Source organism: Streptomyces sp. ADMS (assembly GCF_033441795.1).
Lineage (GTDB): Bacteria > Actinomycetota > Actinomycetes > Streptomycetales > Streptomycetaceae > Streptomyces.
In genome coordinates this window covers 1-19,598 of record NZ_JAVFVX010000098.1, presented here as the reverse complement: position 1 = coordinate 19,598, position 19,598 = coordinate 1, and the positions used below count along the sequence as shown (strand labels likewise).

Here is a 19,598-nt window from a genome sequence, read left to right as displayed (position 1 = left end):
CTCAACGATTGACTCCTGCGGATGTGATGCCCTCGCGCAGAGGGCGCTGGCCGACGACGAACACGACGACGGCGGGGATCATGGAGAGGACGACTCCGGCAAGGACGACGGAGATCGAGCCGGTGCCGAGGTTGCCCTGGAGGGAGACCAGGCCCAGGGGCAGCGTGAGGTTCTCGGTGGAGGTTTCGAGGATCAGCGGCCGGAAGAACTCGTTCCAGTGGTAGTTGAAGGCAAGCACGCCGACGATGGCGAGACCGGGCGCCGCCAAGGGGGCGTACACCGACCGGAAGACGCGCCACGGACCCGCGCCGTCGATCATCGCCGCCTCGCCCAGGTCCTTCGGCATGCCCAGGAAGTACTGGCGCATCAGGAAGGTGCCGAAGGCCGACGGGAAGGCCGGGACGATGAGGCCGAGCAGGGTGTCGGTCAGACCCATCGTCTTCAGTTCCAGGAAGACCGGGACCATCGTGACCTGCAACGGCACCATCATCGTGGCCAGGACCAGCGCGAACAGCGGCTTCTTGAAGCGGAATTCGAGGCGGGCGAAGGCATAGCCCGCCAGGCCCGCGGTGATCATCTGGCCGGCCGCGATCAGCGCGGTCACCAGGGTGGAGTTCAGTGCGTACAGCCAGACGTCGATCTGGTCGAAGACCCCGCGGTAGGCGTCGACGGTGGGGTTCGTGGGGATGATCTTCGGCGGCAGGTCGAAGGACTCCGCCGGCGTGCGCAGGGATGTCGACACCGTCCAGATGACCGGGCCGAGCGTCAACAGGGCGCACAGCGCCAGGCCTGCGATCCGGCCCCAGGGCGCCAGGCCGTGCCGTACGCGTGACGCGGTGGGGCTCGTGCGGGGACCCGGCATCGAACCCGATGCCGAACCCGATGCCGAACCCGAGAGGGAACTCGTACTCATCGGGGCTCTCCTTCGTGGATACCCCCGGCTTCAACCTGGGGAGGAAACGTGGCTCCCGCGGAGCGGGGCAGGGAAGGGGGAATCGCCTTCAGGGTGATTCGGCGTCCGCCGACCACTACCCGACCCTCTTCGCTCACATGGAACCTGATAAAATGTGAGACATGACGCAGCAGGTCAAGCGGGCGTTCAAGTACCGCTTTTACCCCTCGAATGAGCAGGCAGCTGAGCTGTTGCGCACGTTCGGCTGCGCTCGTCTCGTGTACAACAAGGCTCTGGAGGAGCGCACTCGGGCGTGGTATCGCGAGCAGCGCCGGGTCTCCTACGTGCAGTCCTCCGCCGCGCTGACGGAGTGGAAGAAGACGGAAGAGCTGGCCTTCCTGACAGAGGTCTCCTCCGTCCCGCTCCAGCAGGCGCTCCGCCATCTTCAGACGGCGTTCGGGAACTTCTTCGCCAAGCGGGCCGAGTACCCCCGGTACAAGTCGCGGAAGAAGTCCCGGGCGTCGGCCGAGTACACGCGCAGCGCGTTCAAGTGGCGTGACGGGCAGCTGACGCTGGCGAAGATGGCGGAGCCTCTGGATATCCGTTGGTCGCGTCCCCTGCCTGCGGGTGCGGAGCCGACCACGGCGACCGTCTCTCGTGACGCGGCGGGCCGCTGGTTCGTCTCGATGCTCGTCGAGGACACCATCACTCCGTTCCCCGCCACGGACTCGGCGGTCGGCCTGGACGCCGGGATCACGTCCCTGGTGACCCTGTCCACCGGGGAGAAGGTCGTCAACCCGAAGCACGAGCGCCGTGACCGGGCCCGCCTGGCCCGCGCGCAGCGGGAGCTGTCCCGCAAGGCGAAGGGCTCGGCGAACCGGGAGAAGGCCCGCCGCAACGTGGCCCGCGTGCACGCGCGTATCGCCGACCGGCGCCGGGACTTCCTCCACAAGCTTTCGACTCGTCTCGTCCGTGAGAACCAAACGGTCGTGATCGAGGACCTCACCGTCCGTAACCTGCTGAAGAACGGCAAGCTCGCGCGCGCCATCTCGGACGCGGCCTGGACGGACCTGCGCATGATGCTGGAGTACAAGTGCGCCTGGTACGGGCGCGAACTCGTCGTGATCGACCGCTGGTTCCCCAGTTCCAAGCTGTGCGGGAACTGCGGCACGGTCCGCGGGAAACTGCCGCTGAGTGTCCGCGAGTGGACGTGCGAGTGTGGCGCCGTGCATGACCGCGACGTGAACGCGGCGCGCAACATCCTGGCCGCCGGGCTGGCGGCGTCTGCCTGTGGAGACGGTGTAAGACCTCAACGGGAGTCCTCCCGGACGGGGCATTCGTCGGTGAAGCAGGAAACCCAGCGGGCGACCGCTGGAATCCCGCGCCTTTGGGCAGGGGAGGAAGCCAACTGACTCACCCGGCTCACTGGTAGTGGACGTAACGCCGGCTGAGCCGGAACTGGAGTGCGGTGACCGCCATGATCAGGGCGAAGAGCAGGACGCCCACGGCGGACGCCTCGCCGAAGCGGAGCTGCTCGAAGGCCGTCTCGTAGATGACCATCACGACCGTGCGCGTCGAGTCGCCGGGACCGCCCGCCGTGAGGACGTACGGCTGCTCGAAGACCTGGAGGGCGTTGATGATGCCGACCACGGACGCCACCAGCAGCGTGGGCGACAGCAGCGGCAGGGTGATGGCGAGGTGCTTGCGCACCCCGCTCGCGCCGTCCAGCGAAGCCGCCTCGTGCACCTCTTTCGGGATGTTGTTCAGGCCGCCGACGAACAGCAGGAACGAGAAGCCGAACTGCTGCCAGACGTACGCCAGGACCACGGCCGCCATTGCCCCGTTCTCCGAGGTCAGCCAGGGGACCGAGGGGATACCGACCGTGGCAAGCAGCCAGTTCACGGGGCCGAAGTCCTGGTTGAACAGGTACTTCATCACCACCGAGATGGACGCGGCGGACAGCACCAGCGGGAAGAAGAACGCCGAACGGAACACGGACCGCAGCCACTTGGGCATCCGGCCGTTCACCGCGATCGCCAGCACGAGCGCGATCAGCAACTGGAGTGCGACCGCGAGCACCATGAAGACGAGCGTGTTGCGGAAGGAGACGAGGACCGTCGAATCGGTCAGGATCTCCCGGTAGTTGTCCGCTCCGGCCCACCGCGGGTCGTCGATCACGTCCCACTGGAAGAGGCTGAGGACGACCGAGCCGACAATCGGTACGACCGTGAAGACGACGATGCCGACGACGGTGGGCGCGAGGAACAGTACGGCGAGGAGGCGGGTGCCCCGGGTGCGGATGGTGGTGGCGGCCGTGGACCCGGATGCCTTACGGGTCTGACCGGTCCTGCGGTTCCTGCGGCTCTTGCGGGTGCGGGCGGGCTCCGGCCCCACGGGCCTGATCTCGGTGTTCGTCACACTCCACGCTCCATGGCCTTCTCCAGGTCCCCCTGCAGCCGGCGCAGCGCGGGACGCACCGCGCCGGGGCTCGCAAGGGCGGTTCCGGTGTGCTTGATCAGCAGCTGCTCGACCTCGTTGACCTGCGGCGGGGCCGGGATCGGGCCGGTGGTGGGGATCTTGTCGAGGGTGTCGTAGAAGACCTGCCAGTGGGCCGGGCCGGTCTCCCGGTAGCGGGCCTCGTCGACCATGGAGCGGCGGGCCGGAGTGGTCTGGTTGGCCGCGAAGAGCTGGATCATCACGTCCTTGCGGGCGGTGTACTTGATGAACTCCCAGGCCTCGTCCCGCATCTTCGACGTGCGCAGCATCGCGTACCCGGCGGCGCCGAACTGGTGACGCCGGGTACGCCAGCGCGGGAAGTACTGCACGTCGTAGTCGGCCGGTTTCATGCCCGCCTGATGCAGGCCGCCCGCCCAGAAACCGCCCGCGGGCGTGACACCGACGCGGCCGGTGGAGAAGACGCCGACGAGGTTGCGGCCGTCGCCGCCCTCCGGCCGGGTGCACAGGTCCTCCTGGACGAGGGAGGAGAGGTAGTCGTAGACCTCCGCGACGCGGTCGGAGTCGGCCAGGGGTGTCGTCCACCGGTAGCCGCCGCCCCGGCCGCGCCGCTGTGCCTCGGGATAGAAGGAGTTCCAGAGCCAGTCGCCGCCGGGGGCCTTGGACTCGGTGAGGAGGTTGGTGTCGTTGGCGAAGAGCCAGGGGACCACTCCGCCCCACAGCCGGTTGGTCCAGAAGTACGGGGTGAACCGGTCGCCGTTGCTGCGTTTCATCGCTCGCAGCAGCGTTGTGAAGTCGTCGTGGGTCCAGTCGTCGTCGGGGAGGTCGGCCCCCGCGCGTTCGAGGACCCGGCTGTTGAGGTACATGTCGGCCGCGTTGAACTCGACCGGCAGCTGGTGGAGGCTCCCCTCGTACATCATCGACTCGACCAGCGAGGGATGGACGTCGGCGAAGTACGTGCGCAGCTCGGCCGCGTCCCGCTTCGCCCACCTGTCCAGCGGTACGCCGAGCCGCTGGGCGAAGAGCTGCACGCCCTCGGTGGCGACGTACACGAGGTCGGGTGCCGTGCCCGCGGCGATCTGGGTGAGGATCTTGGAGAAGAAGTCCGACCAGTCGTAGGCCTGTACGGGGTTGATGCGGATCCTGATGTCGGGGTGGACCTCGCGGAATCCGTCGCGCAGGGCGCGCTGCGCCTCGGGGTTGAAGGCGGAGCCCAGGGTGGCGATGACGAGCGAGCCGTCGTCGCGGCCGGGGATGTCGGCGGCGGTGAGGCGGTCCCAGCCGGCCGCCACACCGGCGAGAGCGGCGGCTCCGGCGCCGTATGCGCCGTAGCGCATCAGGGCCCGTCGGGAGAGGAGCGAGTCGGTCATCGGCGAGCCTAACTCGTGTTAGCCGAAGTGTGATTCCATGATGATGAGAACCCCGCTGAGGCTCTGTCAAGGGATGTGCTCGGAGGGGAAGTTATCGAATCGGGTCGGTGCGCGAGGGCTTGACCTTTAACGAGTTAGGTATACGGTTCCGGTCCATAAGAGCCGCGTCCCGACGACGACGTCGGGGAAGGGAGCCGCACGATGCGTGGCATGAAGAGGAGCTCGCCCGGCCCAGGGGAGACACTGTCCAGGCGGTCGCTGCTGACGGCCTCGGCCGTCGGCGCCGCCGCCGGTGTTCTGCTGCCGGACCTCGTGAGACCGGCGGTGGCGGTGCCCCGCGAGGCGACGGCCGCGTGCACGGGCAGCTACCGCGCCGAGTACCACTTCACGGTCCCCGACCAGTGGATGAACGACCCGCAGCGCCCGATCTGGATCGACGGCGAGTACCACTACTACTACCTCTACAACCCCGACTACTCGACGGGCGGCACGGCGGCCGGCACCACCTGGCGCCTGGCCACCAGCACCGACCTCGTCTCCTTCACCGACCGGGGCATCGCCGTGCCGAAGGACACGACTCCCAACGGCGATGTCTGGTCCGGCTCGGCGGTGGTCGACACGGACGACACGGCTGGCTTCGGTGCGGGCGCGGTGATCGTCATCGCCACCATGGCGCCCGACGAGGTCACCCAGGCCCAGTACCTGTACTACTCGACGGACGACGGCCGCACCTTCACGAACCACGGCACCGCCCCGGTCCTCCCCAACCCCGGCGTACGGGACTTCCGTGACCCCAAGGTGATCCGCGACGAGGAGCGCGGGCGGTGGGTGATGCTGCTCGCCGAGAACGACAAAGTCGGCTTCTACCACTCCACCGACCTCAAGGCGTGGACGTACGTCGGCGGCTTCGTCAAGGGCGGCATCGGCGTCCTGGAGTGCCCCGACCTGTTCCGGATCAGGTCGGACGACGGGACCTGGAAGTGGGTGCTGGGTGTCAGCGCCAACGGCAAGGGCTCCGGGCTGCCGAGCACGTTCGCGTACTGGACGGGTTCCTTCGACGGTACGACCTTCACCGCCGACGCGTCCGATCCCCAGTGGCTGGACCACGGCTGGGACTGGTACGCCGCGGTCACCTTCGACAAACGTGACGCGAGCGGGGTCCTGGACCCTGACGCGCGGTATGCGATCGGCTGGATGAACCACTGGGACTACGCGAACACCACGCCCACCACCGAGTGCGACGGCTTCAACGGCACCGACTCGATCGTCCGCGAGGTACGACTGAAGCACGCGTCGGGTACGTATTACCTGGCGTCCCAGCCGGTGGCGGCCCTGGACGACCATGTGTCGCGCACGGTGGACCTCGGCGACATCGCGGTCGACGGCACACGACCGCTCGACTACACGGGTACCGCGTACGAGCTGACCTGTGAGATCACCTGGGACCAACTGGTGGGCGCCGGCCTCCAGTTGCGGCGGTCGTCGGACGGTGGGCGGCATATCGACGCGGGAGTCTACGGCGACTACGCCTTCGTCAACCGCGGTTACACCGTGAGCCCCGACACCTCCGGCCGCTGGCAGGAGAGCCGCACGCCGTTCGACCTGTCCGCCGGCACGGTCCGCCTGCGGATCCTCGTCGACCGCACGTCCGTCGAGATGTTCGTCGGCGACGGCCGGTACGTGCACTCGACCGAGGCCTTCCCCGACCCGTCCGACACCGCACTGGCGCTGTTCACGATCGGCGGGCAGGCGGTGTTCCGGAACGTGGTGATCCGGGAGTTCACGGTCTGATCCGACGGGGAGGTGGCCGGGGCGGGCCGAGAGGCTGCCGACGACCGGCGCGCCAGGGCTCTCCATACCGAGGCAAGCCAGGGCCTGTCCGGCGGATCAGGTCGGAGAATAGCTGCGGCGCCGAACAAACGAAGGTGAGCGGGGCGAATGGGGGTCCCCCGCGCGAGGTTGTTCGAGCGTGGGGGAGCGTCCGGCTGCAAGGCGGAGGAGGGCGTCGACGCGATGGGAGTCCCCCCGGTCGAGCGAAGTCGGGAGTGGGGGAGTCGGCAACCGACGACAACGCCGCAGACGGGCGTGCCAGGCCCCGCGTCTCCGGCATGATCCGCCGGCCCCCCTGGGAGGGGCAAATCGCCGCCGGGGTGTTCCACCTCTGCGAGCCGACACGCGCCGAATTTCTCTACTCGGCAACCAGTCCGTCCCACCGCGACGAACTCGCGGAGGAGCTGGACGCACTCTGCCTGCTCTCTCCCGTTCCGAAGAATGCCTGGCGCCGGGGCGACACCGCCCAGTACAAGCTGACTCAGCAGGGCCAGCATCGTGTGGCAGGACCGATCGACCTGTTGGTGTGTGCGACCGCGGTCCATCATGGGCACACCGTCCTCCACGTGGACAACGACTTCGCGACGGCGGCCGCAGTACTCAAGGAACTTCAGCAGCGAGACGTACGAGCCTGATCTCCAGGGCCGGTCCACGTTGTCGGCCGGTTGGCCTCTCGTTGACTGACGCCCAAGTCACTGCCCCAGGACCGTGAACCTGGCCGGTCCTCTGAGTGGAGCCGCCGCACCGTCCAGATCCGCGAGCCGTGCGGCGGGGGTGGCCTCTGCGAGCCGGGTTGGCAGAGCGGCGCTGAACTTGAGGCCGTTCAGCGCGCGCGTCCACTGCGGGAAGGCACAGTTGGTCGACTGCCTCCGAAGTGACCGCCCTCCATTCTGCGGGCGTCACGTCCTCGCGAAGGCGGATGCAGGTGTCTGTTGGCCGCTGGAGGGGATCGGTGATCGTGGTGAGCGTGGCGGCCAGAGTGGCGTTGGCCCGGTAGCCGGCCCAGGTCCACCAGCGTGCGCTGGTGTCGCGCCCTCCGCGTACGTCGACTTTCCCGTCGGGGTGGACCACTTCCGAGTAGCTCTCGCGTGCTTGGGCGAGCGCGGTCCTGGAGCGCCCGGTGAGGGCGACCGGCGAGTCGGCGCCGAGGAGCACTTCCCGTGCCGCACGAGTCAGTTCGTACGAGCCCGTGCCAGCCCAGGGTTCGGACGGGCCGACAGTCCACGAGGCGCCCTGCTGAGGCGAGTCGAGCGCCCAGTCCGGCCGAGCCGCCGGCATCGCCACCACCGGCCTGAAGTAGGCGAAGGACACACACCACGCGCCGCCGGACGCACCGCGGGCGCCGCCACCAAGGCAACGAGTCCGGCGGGGCTCCTTCCCCTCCCGCAAAGGACCCCAGCACCATGTCCTCCACCACGACCACGCCCTCGCCCTGGTGGCGCTCCGCGGTCATCTACCAGGTCTACATCCGCAGCTTCGCCGACGGGAACGGAGACGGTGTCGGCGACATCGCCGGCCTCCGCTCCCGCCTGCCCTATCTCAAGTCGCTCGGTGTGGACGCCCTGTGGATCAACCCCTGGTACAAGTCGCCGCAGGCAGACCACGGTTATGACGTGGCCGACTACCGCGAGATCGACCCCTTGTTCGGCACCCTGGCCGAGGCGGAGCAACTCATCGAGGAGGCGCACCAGCACGGCATCCGCGTCATCCCCGACATCGTCCCGAACCACACCTCCGACCAGCACGCCTGGTTCCGGACCGCACGGGAGGCCGGACCGGGCAGCCCGGAGCGGGGACGCTACATCTTCCGGTCCGGGCGCGGCCCAGACGGAGCCCAGCCGCCCAACGACTGGGTCTCCGTCTTCGGCGGCCCCGCCTGGACCCGGCTGCCCGACGGCGAGTGGTACCTGCACCTGTTCCCCCCCCCCAGCAGCCCGACCTCAACTGGGAACACCCCGATGTACGGGCGGAGTTCGAGTCGATCCTGCGGTTCTGGTTCAGCCGGGGCGTGGACGGCTTCCGTATCGACGTCGCCCACGGACTCGTCAAGGACCCCGGACTGTCCGACCTGTCACCCCGCCGAGACCCGGAGAGCGACGGCCCTCGGCAGCATGTCGACCACCCGCACTGGGACCGGGACGAGGTTCACGACATCTTCCGTGCCTGGCGCCGGGTCGCCGACGAGTTCCCCGGCGACCGGACGTACGTCGCCGAAGCCTGGGCGGACACCCCCGAACGCCTCGCCGCCTACGTCCGCCATGACGGCCTGCACACCGCGTTCAACTTCGACTTCCTCATGGCCGGCTGGGACCCGAAGGACCTGCGCACGGTCATCGACGACTCACTCGCCATGCTCGGCTCAGTGGACGCACCAGCGACCTGGGTGCTCTCCAACCACGACGTCGTACGCCACCCCAGCCGCTACGGCCGCAAGACGGCCAGACGATGGGTGGCCAACGAGCCCTATCGGCCCGAAGGCCCCCTGAACCTCGAACTGGGCACACAACGCGCCCGTGCCGCCGCCCTGCTCATGCTCGCCCTGCCCGGCGGCGCCTACGTCTACCAGGGCGAGGAACTCGGCCTGCCCGAAGTCGAGGACCTCCCCGCCGACGTCCTCCAGGACCCGATCTGGGAACGCTCCGGACACACCGACCGCGGCCGCGACGGCTGCCGCGTACCGATCCCCTGGTCAGGACAGGCGGAGCCGTTCGGCTTCAGTCCCGACGACGCCCACGCCGGACCCTGGCTGCCACAACCCGCCAACTGGAGCGAGCGGAGCGTGGAAGCACAGACTGGCGACGCCACCTCGATGCTGGAGCTGTACCGCACCGCCCTGCGCCTGCGCCGCGACAACCCCGCCCTCGGCGACGGCACCATGACCTGGCTCAACGCCCCCGAAGGGGTTCTCGCCTTCCGCCGCGACCCAGGCTTCACCTGCGTCGTCAACCTCTCGGATGAGGCGTACCAACTGCCCGACCACACCGCGATCCTGCTGGCCGGCGGCCCGGTTGCGGACGGGCGGCTGGAACCCGAACAGGCGGTCTGGCTCGCTGTGTAACAGCCCGCAACCGGGGCCACGGCCCCTCGATCCGCCAGGGCCTGTCCGGTGTCACTCCCCGCTGACCGGACAGACCCTGGCCCACCCTCGGCACGGCCGGCGTCGTCCAGCAACAGCGAGAGGCTCCGCTCCTTTGAACACCACCACGTCCCAGACCTCCGATGCCGTAGCCGTAGCCGTAGCCGTAGCGCCCGGCCCGGTCGTGCAGGGGCAGCCCTTCGTGCACGACGCCGTCGTCTCGGTGTGCGCACCGAGCCTCGTGGTCTCACGCCCGGACGGGCAGCTCGACGGCAGGGCGGACGGTCTGCCAGTCGGGGGAGCGATTCGGCCGCCTGAGTCAACCAACCGTGCAACGTCTTTGCGTCTCCGGCCGGGCAGCGCGCGTTCGCTGCCCGTGCCTTGGCCCGCGAGCGCAGGGCCCCGCACCGGAAGCCCCCGTCGACCGGCACTTTCATGAGGTCGGGCACGAGTTCCGAGTCGGACCCTTCGTACACGTGTCCAGCGGGACAAGCAGAACGCGCAGGACGCGGGCGGGGTCGGCGCGGCCGGCGGCAAAGGAGTTGGAGTGTGCGCCCGCGCCCTGAAAGCCCGTGCCCGGCTGCCGCAGACGGAAGGCTGCGGCAGCCAGCAGGCGGCCCGGCGGACCTCAGCAGGAGGGGTGTTACTGGCCCACGACGCCCGAGGAGGCGATGACGATCTTCGCGCGGGTGGTACCGGACTGGGAGCCCAAGGACTCGATCTTCGTGACCAGGTCCTGGCCCTCGACGACCTCGCCGAAGACGACGTGCTTGTTGTCGAGCCACGGGGTGAGAACGGTGGTGATGAAGAACTGCGAGCCGTTGGTGTTCTTGCCGGCGTTCGCCATGGACAGCAGGAACGGCTTGTCGTGCTTGAGCTTGAAGTTCTCGTCGGCGAACTTCTCGCCGTAGATGCTCTTGCCGCCCGTGCCGTCGCCACGGGTGAAGTCGCCACCCTGGAGCATGAAGGCCGGGATGACGCGGTGGAAGCCGGAGCCCTCGTACCCGAAGCCGTGCTGGCCGGTGGCCAGCTCACGGAAGTTCTGCGTCGTTTTGGGAACGACCTCGTCGTACAGCTTGAAGACGATGCGGCCCGCAGGGTCGCCGTCGATGGTGATGTCGAAGAATACGTTGGTAGACACAAGGACATCCTGTCACGCCCCAGGCGCGCCGCCGGGGGAGCCCACTCGCGGGCCGCGCCGGCGATCGCCGAGTAGGCCAAGGACCTTCCCGGCGACGAAGAGTTCGTCCCGCTCCCCCTGCACCTCAGCCGGCCTGCGACTTCAAGTTGGCGGAGGCTCATTCGGAGTTCACGCGGGTTCCGTGAGGGCACTACCGTCCCGGATTCGCGGGGCCGGGTGTCAGTCTGCTGCCTGGCCACCGGGAGTAGGGCTGACCCCACCCCCGATGGTGGGACCGGTGACGGGACTGGTGACGGGACCGAGGCAGACACCACCGAGCGACTTCGCGAAGGTGGCCGGAGTGCTCAAGGAAGTGCAGCAGCGGCACGTACGAGCCTGATCTCCGGGAGTCGGTCCGCTTGTCGGCCTGGCGGTCTCTCGTTGACCGACGCCCAAGTCGTTGTCCCCGTTCCAGTCCCGGGACTGTGAAACCGGCCGGTTCTCTGAGTCAGCCGTCGTGCCGTCCAGATCCGCGAGCTGTGCGGCAAGGGTGAATTACCGCCATCGCCGATTCGGCCGTGTGCCGGGCTGCGGACCTGGCGGATCGTGCGACTTCGCTGCGTGAACTGCGCGAATGCGGTTCTCGGGACCTGCATCGCTGAACGCCGCATGCCCCGGGCCGGGGCGGCGCCGAGAAAGCTCACCCGTCGATCATTGGTGCCTCACAGATTCCTCATGAACTTCCGCGACGGTGTTCCCGTCACGGAAAACGGAGAGAGCAGATGCTGGGACACCGATCGAGCGGCAGAGCTGCGTTGCAGGCGATGCGACGCGGGACGGCCCCCCGGCCGCAGAGGGCGCGGCGTGCGGAGGGGGTGGAGGCCCGCATGGACGGCGTGATCGGGTCCTCGGCTGTTCCTGGTCCGCTCGGCGCCTTTGCCCGGTTCGTGCTGTGCGGCGGGGGTGTCGGGGTCGCCTCCAGTCTGGCCGTGGCGCAGCTGGCCGTGCTGGTTCCCTGGGTGGTGGCGAACGCGCTGATCACCGTCGTCTCCACCATCCTCGCCACAGAGCTTCACGCCCGCTTCACCTTCGGGGCCGGGCGGCACGCCGCATGGCGCGAGCACGTGCAGTCCGCGGGGTCGGCCTCGGTCGCCTACGTGGTGACCTGCGCCGCGATGCTCGTACTGGACGCGGTGCAGCCGTCGGCCGGGATGCTGCTCGAGCAGGCCGTCTACCTCGGCGCCGCCTCGCTCGCGGGAGTCGGACGTTTCCTGGTACTGCGACTGTTCGTCTTCACCGGGGGCGGGACCTGGACCACTGCGCGGGCCAATGGTCCGGCGCGAGTTCAGGGGGCAAGCGGGACACTGTCCTGGTCCGTTCCTGTCCCGGTCTGAGCAGGGACAGGCTGGGAAGCGGCGGCGCAGGGTGTCGGCGTCCGCCGACCGGATCGCCGAGGCGAGGTCCGGCGCGTCGGACGGCACGATCGGCCGGATCGCGGCGCGTCGGCCGTCAACGAGCCTCAGTTCGTGTTCGTACGCGAGCGGGTAGCCCGGTGGTAGGTCGACGGGATGAGGCTGAAGAGCCATCGGAACTCCGTGTCCGCAGTACCGCGAACAGCCCTGAGCGCCCTGCTCCTCGCCTGTGTCCCGGCAGCCCTCGGACTCCGCGACGGCACGCCGGGCGCTGTCGTCGCGAGCCCTTCTGGCCTGCCGGAACGGGACGCGAACTTCAGCTGACGTACTGCCGTACTCCACATGACGGCGCGGACAGACCACAGCCTTCTCCCCGCAAGCTTCCCCACGCACTATCGGCATGTCCGCGACAGCCTCACGAGGGCCCCGACAGGCCCCGACAGTAAGGAACCGCCTGTGAGAACGACGCACCGTACCCCGCGAACAGCCGCGACACTCGCCTCGGGCACCGCGCTGATCGCCCTTCTCGCCGCAACCCCCTCAGCGGCAACCGGTCTGCCGGCGGTGACCGCCACCACCGAGACCGCCGCCCTCTACGACGACGAGGCGGGGGGCAACTCCGACGCGGACGACCCGGCGGTCTGGCGCAACGCCGCCGACCCCGGACGCAGCCTCGTCGTCGCCACCGCCAAGGAGGGAGGCCTGCGGGTGTACGACCTGGACGCACACCTGGTGCAGTCGCTGCCCGCCCCGCACCCGCCCGCCGAGGACGACGCCCCGGGCCGTTTCAACAACGTCGACCTCGTCTCCGGCCTGCGCACGACGTCCGGCCGGACCGACGTGGCGGTGGTGAGCGACCGGGGCAACGACCGCCTGCGGATCTACCGCGTCGACCCGTCGCGGCCGGGCGGCCCGCTGACCGACATCACCGACCCGGCCGCCGCCCCGGTGTTCTCCACCGACCAGACCGAGATCAACGACCAGCGGACCGCGTACGGCCTGGCCACCTGGAAGAACAAGGCCACCGGACGCACGTACGCTCTGGTCAGCCAGCGTGAACGCACCCGCCTCGCCCTCCTCGAACTCGTCCCGGCCGCAGGCGGCAGGGTCGGCTACCGCAAGGTCCGCACCCTCGACCTGCCGTCCTCATTCCGCCTGCCCGACGGCACGACGTGGAGCCCCTGCGCGGAACCCGGCGAACTCCCGCAGGTCGAGGGCATGGTCGTCGACCCGGCCACCGGCACCCTCTACGCCGGCCAGGAGGACATCGGCATCTGGCGACTGCGCGCCGACCTCACCGGCAGGCCGGTCCTGGTGGACAAGGTCAAGGAGTACGGCGTCCCGGGGACCTACGACGAGGCGACCGAGGAGTGCACGCCGGGCGCCGACCCCGGCTACGGCGGCAAGCACCTCGCGGCCGACGTCGAGGGCCTGACGCTGTTCCAGCAGCGGGACGGCGGCGGCTTCCTGCTCGCCTCCAGCCAGGGCGACAACACCTTCGCCCTGTACGACCGCGAGGTGCGCGAGGGCAACGAGTACGAGGGCGGTTTCCGGATCGGGGCCGCGACGCGGACGCTCGACAGCGTGGAGGAGTGCGACGGGGCCGCTGTCCTCAACGCCCCGCTGGGGGAGCGTTATCCGCGTGGCCTGCTCGTCGTCCAGGACGGGCAGGAGACCCCGGAGGTGCCGGACGGGGAGGGCGGCACGCGCACGGCGACCGGGTTCAAGTTCGTCGACCTCGGCGCAGTGGTGGACGCCACCGGCATGTGACCGTCCACGGCCGCCGGGTCGTGGGCCCGGTGGCCGTACACGCCGCCCAGCTCGGTCCGCGAAGGGGGACTGGTGGGGGCGGATGCCGCCGTCGGCCCGGCGCAGCTCCATCAGGTGCGGGGCGTCGGGGTCGTAGGAGCCGGTCGCGAAGAACCCGTTGCCGCCCAGGTACGTCGGCTGTCCGCCGTTTGCGGTGAACTCCTCGGCGTCCAGCTCGCGTCGTGTGACGTATCCGGGGTGACTTCCCGTGATCACGACGCGGTGGCCGCGCAGCCGGTCGTGGCCTTCCCGGCCGGGGTCATCGTCGGTGAGGGCGTCGAATTGTCCTGGACGGGGCTGTGGAACTCGGCTGGGCGCGTCTTCGCTCAGGGCAGGAGCTGGCGTACGAGCGCGTCGGCAGCCCACTGCTCCCAGCGTGACGGTGGCCAGCCGCGTCCGGTGGTGAGCAGGGAGTGATGCGGCCGACCTGTCCGCCGTCCACGCGGACAGGTTCCCTGCCACGACGGTGGGGCTCTCGTCGTTGACGTGCAGGCGGGTGAGTGTGTGCCTGGGTTCACGCCCGGCTTGGGCGACGAGCGCGGCGCGGCCTGGGAAGTCGGGCCTGTCCAGCTGGACGAGGGAGCCGAGCCCCGCTTCGAATGGATTGCGCTCGGTGGGCAGGGTCCCTGCCCGGAAGCGGGTGCCGTGCTCCGGGCGGATTCAGGAGACGGGCTGGAGTTCCTTCTGGTCCGTCGCCGGAGCCTTCTGGAGGCTGGTTTCTTCGACGCCGAGGCGGGGGAAAATCCTTGTCCAGCCAGGTCGGCAGGCACCAGGCGTCGTCCGGACAAGTCAGGAGTCCGCGCCGCCGGTGCTCTTCACAGGGTCAGGCCGCTACTGCAGTGCGTGGACGGCGGCTGCGAACACCGGGGGCATCCGGGACGCTGCGGGGACGATGAGGCGGGCGGTGCCCGGACGGCGGTTGGCGGCCAGCAGGGCACCGGTCAGCAGTCGGTGGCGCCGGGTCAGCCGGGCCCAGGTGCGCTCGTACGCCTCCGGTTGTCCGGCGGACAGGCAGCGGACGGCGGCCCCGGCCGTCGCCAGCGCGAGGGTGATGCCCTCGCCGGTGAGTGCGTCCAGGTAACCCGCGGCGTCGCCGACGAGCAGGACACGGCCGGCGGTTCTGCGCCGCACCCGCTGCAGCAGCGGTCCGGCACCGCGTACCTCCGTCGCGGCCGGGCCGCGCAGCGACGGGGTGAGCGTCGGGAAGGCGGTCAGGTGTTCGTCGTACCCGCGACGGCGGTGGCTGAGAATCGCGACGCCCACCAGGTCGTCGCCGACCGGTGTCACATAGGCCTCGCCGTGCCGGGACCAGTGGACCTCCACGAAGTCCGTCCACGGTTCGACGCGGTAGTGGCGGCGCAGCCCGTAGCGACCGTCGGGGCGGCCCGGCAGTTCCAGCCCCAGGCCGCGGCGCACCGGGGAGTGCAGGCCGTCGGCGGCGATCAGCCAACGGGCCGTGGTTCCGGCGGCGGTGACCGTGTCCGCGTTCTGGCGCACCTCGCCGACCTTGCCCGGCAGCATGCGCACGCCGAGGCCGAGAGCGCGCTCGTGCAGTGCGGAGTGCAGCGTCGTACGGCGCAGCCCCAGCCCGCTGTGGCCGCGGAAGGACGCTTCGGCGCGGACGGCACCTTGCACGTAGCGGATGCCACGCAGTTCGCGTCCGGTGACCTCGATGCCCAGTGCCCGCAGCGCGGTGACGCCACCGGGCATGATTCCCTCTCCGCAGGCCTTGTCCACGGGCGCCGTCCGGGGTTCGACGACGACGGCTTCCAGGCCGGCGAGCGCGGCGTGGATGGCGGCGGACAGTCCGGCGGGTCCGCCGCCGGCCACCAGTACGTCGATCACGCCGGAGCGGGTGCGGTCGGCGTGGTCGCGGCGGCCAGCGCCCGGTTCTCGCAGCGGATGCGGACGGTGAGCAGGGCGGCGTTGAGCACCGTGAACACGGTCGCGGTGACCCAGGCGGTGTGCACCATGGGCAGGGCCACGCCCTCGGCGACGACGGCCACGTAGTTCGGATGCCGCAGCCACCGCCACCGGTAGGGGCCGCCCGTCACCAGCGGCAGACCGGGTACGACGATCACCCGGGTGTTCCAACGCGGTCCAAGGGTGTGGATGCACCACCACCGCAGCGCCTGGGCGCCCGCGAGCACGGCCAGCATCGGCCAGGCCAGGGCGGGTACGAAGGGGCTGTCGGCCAGCCACACCTCGGCCGGGCAGGCGATCAGCAGGCCGGTGTGGAGGGCGACCATGGCCGGGTAGTGGCCCTGCCCGGTCACGGCCGCGCCGCGGGCCCTGCTCCACCGTTCGTTGCGGCGGGCGACGACGAGTTCGGCGACGCGCTCGGCGGCGACCGCCGCCATCAGCAGTCCGTACCAGATCATGTGTCCCCTGTTCTTCGTGTCCCTCGACGGCCGACTACCAGCGCAGCAGGACGAGTTCGCAGGCGAAGCCTGGCCCCATGGCCAGCAGTACACCCGGTGTGCCCGGCGGCGGGCGGCGCCGGGCCAGGGTGTCGCGCAGGACGTGGAGTACCGATGACGAGGACAGGTTGCCGACGTCGGCCAGGTGACGCCAGGTCACATCGAGCTCCTCCTCGGGCAGGTCGAGGGCCTCGGTGACGGCCTGAAGGACCTTGGGGCCGCCCGGGTGGCACACCCAGGCGGTCACGTCCTTCGGCTTCAGTCCGTGGTCGCCGAGGAACCCCTGGACGTCGTCGGCGAGGTAACGGCGCACCACGTCGGGGACCTTCGGGTCGAGGACGACCTGGAAGCCGGTGTCCTTGATGTCCCAGCCCATGACCCGCCCGGTGTCCGGATACAGGTGGCTGCGGGAGTCCACGATCGTCGGGCCGGCGGTCTCGTCCGGGCGGTTCGCGCCGCACGCGACGACCGCGGCGGCACCGTCGCCGAACAGGCCGGTGGCGACCAGGTTGGCCATGGACGCGTCGTCGCGCTGGAAGGTGAGCGAGCACAACTCGACCGACAGCAGCACCGCCACCTGGTCGGGCCGGCCCAGCAGGTAGTCGTGCATACGGGCCAGGCTGGCGGCGCCACCCGCGCAGCCCAGGCCGAAGAGGGGCAGCCGTTTGACGTCGGGCCGCAGTCCGAGGCGGCCGACCAGCCGTGCGTCGATCGAGGGGGTGGCGATGCCGGTGACGGAGGTGAAGATCAGCAGGTCCACGTCGGCGGCGGTCAGGCCGGCGGCATGCAGAGCGCCCCGGACGGCCTTGGCTCCCAGGTCGGTGGCTGCGGCGACGAAGACGTCGTTGGCGGCGCCGAATCCGTCCAGTTCCCCGTATCGGTCGAGGGGCAGCGTCATGTGGCGCGAGCGGACCTTCGCGCTCCGGTGCAGCCGGTCCAGGACCCGTCGGTCGGTGCCCTCGGGCAGGCAGGTGCGGGCCACCATGTCGGTGATCTCGGACTGGGTGTGACGGTGCGGTGCGAGAGCACCCTGAACTGCGGCGATCCGCGTCATGAGATTCCCGTCCGGTTACCGACTGGGGCGAGTTGCTCTGAACGTGTTCCCCGGTTCTGGGTTTCGGCACCATGGATCGCCCGTCCGGCTGTTCCTCCCGTTGGCGCGGCTGCGGCCGGGTGGGGCGGGGGCGCCTAGGATCGGCCGATGGACGCTCCCGAGCAGTCTGCGGTCGGCGGCCCGGCGGCGGGTTGGGCCGGGCGGGCGGGTGGCCTGGCGGGGTCCTGCCACCCCGGACCCGTCGTGGCGGTCACCGTGTTGATGGCCGCGCTGGCCGTGACCGCAGGCCAGAGCGCCGCGCGTTGTGTGCTGACCGGTGCCGCCGTGCTGACCGGGCAGTTGTCCGTCGGCTGGTGCAACGACGCGTTCGACGCGCGCCGGGACATCGCCGCCGGCCGCCGGGGCAAACCCGTCGTCGACGGAACGGTCGGTGTGACGGAGGTGTGGGTGGCCGCGTATGCCGCGCTGGCGTTGTGCGTGCCGTTGTCGTTCGCCTGTGGCCTGTGGGCGGGCGTCGTTCACCTGGCCGGGGTGGCGGCGGCGTGGGCGTACGACCTGCGGCTCAAGGCGACAGCGTGGTCCTGGGCACCCTATGCGGTGGGCTTCGGCGGCCTCCCGGCGTTCGTCGCGCTGGGCCTGCCGGGGCAGCCGTGGCCGGCCTGGTGGGTTGTCACGGCCGGGGCCCTGCTGGGGATCGGCGCCCATCTGGGCGACGTACTGCCGGACATTCGCGGCGACTTGGCGACGGGCGTACGGGGCTGGCCGCACCGACTGGGCCCGGACGGCGCGCTGTTGCTGCTGCCGGTGCCGCTGGTGGCCGCGTCCGCGGTTCTGGTGCTGGGTCCTGCCGGACCACCCGGCAGATGGGGATCGGCAGTGCTCCTGGTGACCGCCCTGATCGCGACGGCGGGGACGGTGCTGGGACGCCGCTGGGAGCGGTTGGCGTTCGCGGCGGCGGTCGCGGTGGCGGCGGTGGACGTGTCGTTGCTACTGCTGCGCGGCACCGGGATCGCCTGACCGCGCCTGACCTCGCCGGCGCTCGGTTGGCCGGTCGGGTTGCTCGGGCTGCTTCGCCTCGGCTCGCCGGCGCCGCCTGTGAGCGGCGGTCCGCCACCTACCACCATCGGGCAGCGGACCGGGCGCCGGCGCGAGCGCGATACCGGGTCCACGAGCATGTACAGCACGGCGGCGATGAGGAGCGGCACGCCGGTGGAGAGCAGATACAGCATGCCGTCGACGGCAGCGCCGACGAGGATCAGCGCGAGGGCGCTGCAGAGAAGAAAGAGCCAGGAAGAAGGCCATGGCACATAGGCCTCCCGGGATCGCGGCGGAGGGGCGGATCCCAGGGGGGCGGGCGGATCAGAGGCTGTGCACCCAGTAGTGCAGGTGTCCTCAGGCCTGTCCTTACCTCAGTGGCATGGTGGACGCAACCTCCGGCGGTGGCCCCCCGGTGAGAACGGCTCTACCGTGGGAAGGGGAAGCAGATCCCAGGAGTACGTCATGATCATGCTTGGACTCCTCATTCTCGCCGCCGCGGTGGTCATCGGTGTCGCCGGCGTTCTTTCCAACCGTGGCAGCGGTCACGAACTCACCGGCGGATTCTCCGTCTTGGGGGTTGATGTCACCGGCTCCACCGGCACCCTCTTCCTCTGCGGCATCGTCGTAGGAGCGGCGGCTCTGCTCGGGCTGAGCCTGATCCTGACGGGCACCCGCCGCACCGTTCGCCGCAGGCGCCCCGCGCATCGCGGGCGCCGAGCGTCCGCACGCGAGCCCGCCGCAGCCGAACAGGAACGCGGCGGCCTGCACAACGAACGCGACACCGCCCGCGCGCAGCCGCCGCAGGCGGAGAGGGACGACGCGGACCTCGCCGGACCGGCCGAACGCCCCCGCCGCAAGCAGCACTGGTTCCACAGCCGTGCCGCTCCCCACTGACGGTCCCGCAGGCGGCCTTGCCGACCGGACGCCCCGCGTCATCGCGGTCACGATCACCCGGCTCCGCCACAGGCGGCATCCGCCATCGACGGCCGGGGCCGTCTGGACATGGGCTCGTCCCCAATCGCCATGATCCCTGTTTCCCCTGTTTCTCGGACCCTGACAACAGCCTAGTACTACAGCCGGTGGTTTCACGGTGAGTGAGCGCGGGCGGCTCGGGTGCGGTAGT

15 protein-coding genes and 2 pseudogenes are annotated in these 19,598 nt (G+C 70.2%); 9 read left to right on the top strand and 8 right to left on the bottom strand.

What is annotated here, in order from left to right; all coding sequences use genetic code 11:
• Window position 1: 1 nt before the first annotated feature.
• A complete protein-coding gene (locus tag RB628_RS31200) occupies window positions 2–862 on the bottom strand; it encodes a carbohydrate ABC transporter permease (RefSeq protein WP_318323952.1) in 861 nt (286 codons plus the stop codon).
• Between the two features lie 212 nt (window positions 863–1,074).
• On the opposite strand from RB628_RS31200, the gene RB628_RS31195 reads away from it, so the two are divergent.
• Window positions 1,075–2,304 (top strand): RNA-guided endonuclease TnpB family protein, encoded by a 1,230-nt coding sequence (locus tag RB628_RS31195; protein ID WP_318323942.1) that lies wholly within the window; start codon window positions 1,075–1,077, stop codon window positions 2,302–2,304.
• 10 nt (window positions 2,305–2,314) lie between these two features.
• On the opposite strand, the gene RB628_RS31190 is transcribed toward RB628_RS31195, so the two are convergent.
• Together RB628_RS31190 and RB628_RS31185 are read right to left on the bottom strand one after the other, a co-directional pair.
• On the bottom strand, window positions 2,315–3,310 hold the full coding sequence (locus RB628_RS31190) for a sugar ABC transporter permease (protein WP_318323941.1): 996 nt from the start codon (window positions 3,308–3,310) through the stop codon (window positions 2,315–2,317).
• On the bottom strand, window positions 3,307–4,716 hold the full coding sequence (locus RB628_RS31185; RefSeq protein ID WP_318323940.1) for an extracellular solute-binding protein: 1,410 nt from the start codon (window positions 4,714–4,716) through the stop codon (window positions 3,307–3,309). The genes RB628_RS31190 and RB628_RS31185 overlap by 4 nt, the downstream gene beginning before the upstream one ends.
• A 210-nt stretch (window positions 4,717–4,926) precedes the next feature.
• On the opposite strand from RB628_RS31185, the gene RB628_RS31180 reads away from it, so the two are divergent.
• From RB628_RS31180 to RB628_RS31170, 3 genes and pseudogenes are all read left to right on the top strand, one after another.
• Window positions 4,927–6,507 carry a glycoside hydrolase family 32 protein gene (locus RB628_RS31180; RefSeq protein WP_318323939.1) on the top strand — a complete coding sequence of 527 codons (1,581 nt, stop codon included), beginning with the start codon at window positions 4,927–4,929 and terminating at the stop codon, window positions 6,505–6,507.
• A gap of 317 nt (window positions 6,508–6,824) precedes the next feature.
• Window positions 6,825–7,181: a PIN domain-containing protein gene (locus RB628_RS31175; RefSeq protein ID WP_318323951.1), complete on the top strand. Its 357-nt coding sequence runs from the start codon at window positions 6,825–6,827 to the stop codon at window positions 7,179–7,181.
• A 768-nt stretch (window positions 7,182–7,949) separates the two neighbouring features.
• A pseudogene (locus tag RB628_RS31170) lies at window positions 7,950–9,604 on the top strand (glycoside hydrolase family 13 protein).
• 661 nt (window positions 9,605–10,265) lie between these two features.
• On the opposite strand, the gene RB628_RS31165 reads toward RB628_RS31170, so the two are convergent.
• Window positions 10,266–10,763, bottom strand: coding sequence for a peptidylprolyl isomerase (locus RB628_RS31165; RefSeq protein WP_318323938.1), 498 nt, complete (start codon window positions 10,761–10,763; stop codon window positions 10,266–10,268).
• A gap of 866 nt (window positions 10,764–11,629) precedes the next feature.
• On the opposite strand from RB628_RS31165, the gene RB628_RS31160 reads away from it, so the two are divergent.
• From RB628_RS31160 to RB628_RS31150, 3 genes are all read left to right on the top strand, one after another.
• Window positions 11,630–12,136 carry a hypothetical protein gene (locus RB628_RS31160; protein ID WP_318323937.1) on the top strand — a complete coding sequence of 169 codons (507 nt, stop codon included), beginning with the start codon at window positions 11,630–11,632 and terminating at the stop codon, window positions 12,134–12,136.
• Between the two features lie 201 nt (window positions 12,137–12,337).
• Window positions 12,338–12,478, top strand: coding sequence for a hypothetical protein (locus RB628_RS31155; protein WP_318323936.1), 141 nt, complete (start codon window positions 12,338–12,340; stop codon window positions 12,476–12,478).
• Window positions 12,479–12,610: 132 nt separating this feature from the next.
• Complete coding sequence (locus RB628_RS31150) at window positions 12,611–13,924, top strand: phytase (protein WP_318323935.1); 1,314 nt, start codon at window positions 12,611–12,613, stop codon at window positions 13,922–13,924.
• 123 nt (window positions 13,925–14,047) lie between these two features.
• Here the strand turns inward: RB628_RS31150 and RB628_RS42735 are convergent.
• From RB628_RS42735 to RB628_RS31130, 4 genes and pseudogenes are all read right to left on the bottom strand, one after another.
• Window positions 14,048–14,329 (bottom strand): annotated as a pseudogene (locus RB628_RS42735) (N,N-dimethylformamidase beta subunit family domain-containing protein); the annotation flags it as partial.
• Between the two features lie 465 nt (window positions 14,330–14,794).
• On the bottom strand, window positions 14,795–15,808 hold the full coding sequence (locus tag RB628_RS31140) for an NAD(P)/FAD-dependent oxidoreductase (protein WP_318323932.1): 1,014 nt from the start codon (window positions 15,806–15,808) through the stop codon (window positions 14,795–14,797).
• On the bottom strand, window positions 15,805–16,344 hold the full coding sequence (locus tag RB628_RS31135; protein ID WP_318323931.1) for an isoprenylcysteine carboxyl methyltransferase family protein: 540 nt from the start codon (window positions 16,342–16,344) through the stop codon (window positions 15,805–15,807). Before RB628_RS31135 ends, RB628_RS31140 begins: the two co-directional genes overlap by 4 nt.
• 34 nt (window positions 16,345–16,378) lie before the next feature.
• The gene (locus tag RB628_RS31130) at window positions 16,379–17,437 is read right to left on the bottom strand and encodes a type III polyketide synthase (RefSeq protein ID WP_318323930.1); all 1,059 of its coding nucleotides are present in this window, start codon (window positions 17,435–17,437) and stop codon (window positions 16,379–16,381) included.
• Between the two features lie 147 nt (window positions 17,438–17,584).
• Between RB628_RS31130 and RB628_RS31125 the strand changes: the two genes are divergently transcribed.
• Window positions 17,585–18,454, top strand: coding sequence for a UbiA family prenyltransferase (locus RB628_RS31125; RefSeq protein WP_318323929.1), 870 nt, complete (start codon window positions 17,585–17,587; stop codon window positions 18,452–18,454).
• A gap of 483 nt (window positions 18,455–18,937) precedes the next feature.
• Window positions 18,938–19,369 carry a hypothetical protein gene (locus RB628_RS31120; protein WP_318323928.1) on the top strand — a complete coding sequence of 144 codons (432 nt, stop codon included), beginning with the start codon at window positions 18,938–18,940 and terminating at the stop codon, window positions 19,367–19,369.
• Window positions 19,370–19,598 lie beyond the last annotated feature (229 nt).